Source organism: Streptomyces mutomycini, assembly GCF_001700505.1.
GTDB lineage: Bacteria > Actinomycetota > Actinomycetes > Streptomycetales > Streptomycetaceae > Streptomyces > Streptomyces mutomycini.
This window is the reverse complement of record NZ_MAPV01000288.1, coordinates 1-3,373: the sequence shown is the minus strand read 5'-3', so window position 1 is coordinate 3,373 and position 3,373 is coordinate 1. Positions and strand designations below refer to the sequence as shown.

Sequence of the window (3,373 nt, the reverse complement as noted above, 5' to 3'; positions counted from 1 at the left end):
CTCACGGCCCGGACCGCCCGCCGGGCGGGCGTCTGGGCCGTGAGCCCCGTCGCCCTGCTGTGCACCGGCATCGTCATCGTCGGACTCGGCGCCTCCGCCCTGGTGGGCCGGGACCTGCTGCACGCCGCCGACCCGGCGGGCGGCACCGCCCTGCTGATGGTGACCAGCGCCCTGGACCCCGGTGCGGCCGGGCCACGGGACAGCCCCCTGTTCGCGCTCGTGGCGTGCGCCGCGTTCGCCACCACGCTGGCCGCGGTCGCCGGGATCACCCTGGCCGCCGCCTCGTCCCTGGCCCGCGACTTCGCGGTGAAGTCGGGCGCGCAGGGCGAGGGCAAGGCGTCCGCCAGGGAGATCCGGCGAGCCCGCTGGGCCGTCGCCGGGATCGGGGCGCTCGCCGTCCTCCTCTCGGCGTACACCCACGACCGCAACCCCCAGGTGCTGCTCTCGCTGTCGTTCGCCGCCGCGGCCTCGGTCCTGCCGCCCGTCCTGCTGTACGCCATCTTCCGGCCGGGCTTCGACGCCCGGGGCGTGCGGTGGACCGTCTACGGGACGCTTCCGCTGATCGGCGTCCTGATGGTCCTGTCACCGGCGTTCTCCGGCACACCCGTCGCGCTCTTCCCGGAGTGGGACTTCGACGTCTTCCCGCTCCAGACCCCGGGCCTGGTCACGATTCCCGCAGGCTTCCTCCTCGGACTCCTGGGATCGGGCCGCGGCCCCGGAGGCGCACCCGACGGGCACCACCGCCACCGGACCCGCCGGGCGCCCGTACGCACCCGCGACGGCGTCTGACGGCCGGCCGCGGGGCGCGGGCCGGGCCCCCACACCGCCACGCAGCCCGGGCGCGCGCCCGGCTACAGACCCAGCTCGGCCGTGTGCAGCCGGGCCAGCGCGTCCTTGTCGCCGTCCAGCTCCACCCGCGCCGCGTCCTGCCGTCCCGCGGCGAAGAGCAGGAGCTCACCCGGCTCCCCGGTCACCGTCACCACCGGGGCGCCCTTGTGGGCCACCGCCGTCTGGCCGTCCGGGCGCCGCAGCACCAGGCCCACCGGGGCCCGGCGGCCCAGCATCCGGGCCGTCTTCTCGACGCGCGCCCACAGCACATCCGCGAAGACCGGATCCAGGTCCCGCTGCGACCAGTCGGGCTGGGCCCGGCGCACATCCTCCGCGTGGATGTAGAACTCGACGGTGTTGGCGGCCTCGTCCAGCTGTTTCAGCCCGAAGGGCGACATCCGGGGCGGGCCCGTACGGATGAGCTGGATCAGTTCCTCGTACGGTTTGGCGGCGAACTCGGCCTGGACCCGCTCCAGCCGGTTCTTCAGGACGCCCAGCACGATCCCGCCCGCGGCGTCCGCACGGCGTTCACGCACCACGACATGGGCGGCCAGATCACGGGTCTTCCAGCCGTTGCACAGGGTCTGGGCCTCGGGACCCGCCGCTTCCAACAGGTCGGCGAGCAGAAGACGTTCACGCTTCGCATGGGTCGACATGCCCGCCAGCGTACGACCGCCACCCGCCGTCCGCCCAGTGGACGCCCGCCCGGACGGCCCTGCCCGGCGCGGCACAATGGGGCCCATGACCAGCACGCCCGGCCCCACGCCCGCCAGCAACCTCGACCCGGCCGTCGCCGCCCGCCTCAAGCGCGGCCCCGACGGACTGGTCCCGGCCATCGCCCAGCAGCACGACACGGGCGAGGTGCTCATGCTCGGCTGGATGGACGACGAGGCGCTGCACCGCACCCTCACCACGGGCCGCTGCACCTACTGGTCCCGCAGCCGCCAGGAGTACTGGGCCAAGGGCGACACCTCCGGCCACATCCAGCGGGTCGTGTCCGTCGCCCTCGACTGCGACGCCGACACGGTCCTGGTGAAGGTCGACCAGACCGGTGCCGCCTGCCACACGGGCGACCGCACCTGCTTCGACAAGGACGTCCTCCCACTCTCCGCGCCCCGATAAGGTCAGCCGCCATGGATCTCGAGACCTTCCGCAAGCTCGCCGACGACCGGCGCGTCATCCCCGTCAGCCGCCGGCTCCTCGCGGACGGCGACACCCCGGTCGGGCTCTACCGCAAGCTCGCGGCCGAGCGCACCGGCACCTTCCTCCTCGAATCCGCGGAGAACGGCCGCACCTGGTCCCGCTACTCCTTCATCGGAGTGCGCAGCGCCGCCACCCTGACCGCCCTCGGCGGACAGGCCCACTGGCTCGGCACCCCGCCCGTCGGCGTCCCCCTCGACGGCGACCCGCTCGAGGCACTGCGGGCCACCGTCGAGACGCTCCACACCCCCCGCGACCTGGTCGGCGACGACGGGCTGCCGCCGTTCACCGGCGGCATGGTCGGCTACCTCGGCTACGACGTCGTACGCAGGCTGGAGCGGATCACCGAGCACGGCGGCGACGACCTGAGGCTCCCCGAGCTCACGATGCTGCTCACCTCGGACCTCGCCGTGCTCGACCACGGGGACGGCACCGTCCTGCTGATCGCCAACGCGATCAACCACAACGACCTGGACACCGGGGTCGACGAGGCGTACGCGGACGCGGTCGCTCGGCTCGACGCCATGGAACGCGACCTGTCCCGGCCCGTGGAGAACACCCCCGCCGCGCTGCCGCCCTCGGAACTCCCGCCCTACACCGCGCTGTGGGGCGGCCAGGCGTTCATGGACGCCGTCGAGGACGTCAAGGAGCGCATCCGGGCCGGCGAGGCCTTCCAGGTGGTCCCCTCCCAGCGCTTCGAGACGCCGTGCACGGCGAGCGCGCTGGACGTCTACCGGGTCCTGCGCGCCACCAACCCCTCGCCGTACATGTACCTCTTCCGCTTCGACGGCTTCGACGTCGTCGGCTCCAGCCCCGAGGCGCTCGTCAAGGTCGAGGACGGCCGGGCGATGGTCCACCCCATCGCCGGGACCAGGCACCGCGGCGCCACACCGCAGGAGGACCAGGCGCTCGCCGACGAGCTCCTCGCCGACCCGAAGGAACGCGCCGAGCACCTGATGCTCGTCGACCTCGGCCGCAACGACCTGGGGCGGGTCTGCGAACCCGGGAGCGTCGAGGTCGTCGACTTCATGTCGGTCGAGCGGTACTCGCACGTGATGCACATCGTCTCCACCGTCACCGGCCGCGTCGCCGAGGGCCGCAGCGCCTTCGACGTCCTCACCGCGTGCTTCCCCGCAGGAACCCTCTCCGGCGCGCCCAAGCCGCGCGCCCTGCAGATCATCGAGGAACTCGAACCGACCCGCCGCGGTCTGTACGGGGGCTGTGTCGGCTACCTCGACTTCGCCGGGGACTCCGACACCGCCATCGCGATCCGGACCGCCCTGCTCCGCGACGGCACCGCGTACGTCCAGGCGGGCGCGGGCATCGTCGCGGAGCAGGGCGGTCC

At 73.7% G+C, this 3,373-nt stretch carries 4 protein-coding genes; 3 read left to right on the top strand and 1 reads right to left on the bottom strand.

The window, feature by feature from the left end; translation table 11 throughout:
* A partial coding sequence (locus BFF76_RS29530; protein WP_420877236.1) for a sodium:solute symporter family transporter occupies positions 1-789 on the top strand: 789 nt, incomplete at its 5' end.
* 62 nt (positions 790-851) lie between these two features.
* Here BFF76_RS29530 and BFF76_RS29525 read toward each other — a convergent pair.
* Positions 852-1,484 (bottom strand): TIGR03085 family metal-binding protein, encoded by a 633-nt coding sequence (locus BFF76_RS29525; RefSeq protein WP_031094318.1) that lies wholly within the window; start codon positions 1,482-1,484, stop codon positions 852-854.
* Between the two features lie 85 nt (positions 1,485-1,569).
* Between BFF76_RS29525 and hisI the strand changes: the two genes are divergently transcribed.
* Together hisI and BFF76_RS29515 are read left to right on the top strand one after the other, a co-directional pair.
* A complete protein-coding gene (hisI, locus tag BFF76_RS29520) occupies positions 1,570-1,950 on the top strand; it encodes a phosphoribosyl-AMP cyclohydrolase (RefSeq protein WP_031094321.1) in 381 nt (126 codons plus the stop codon).
* Positions 1,951-1,961: 11 nt separating this feature from the next.
* On the top strand, positions 1,962-3,373 hold a 1,412-nt coding region (locus BFF76_RS29515), incomplete at its 3' end, for an anthranilate synthase component I (protein ID WP_065849452.1).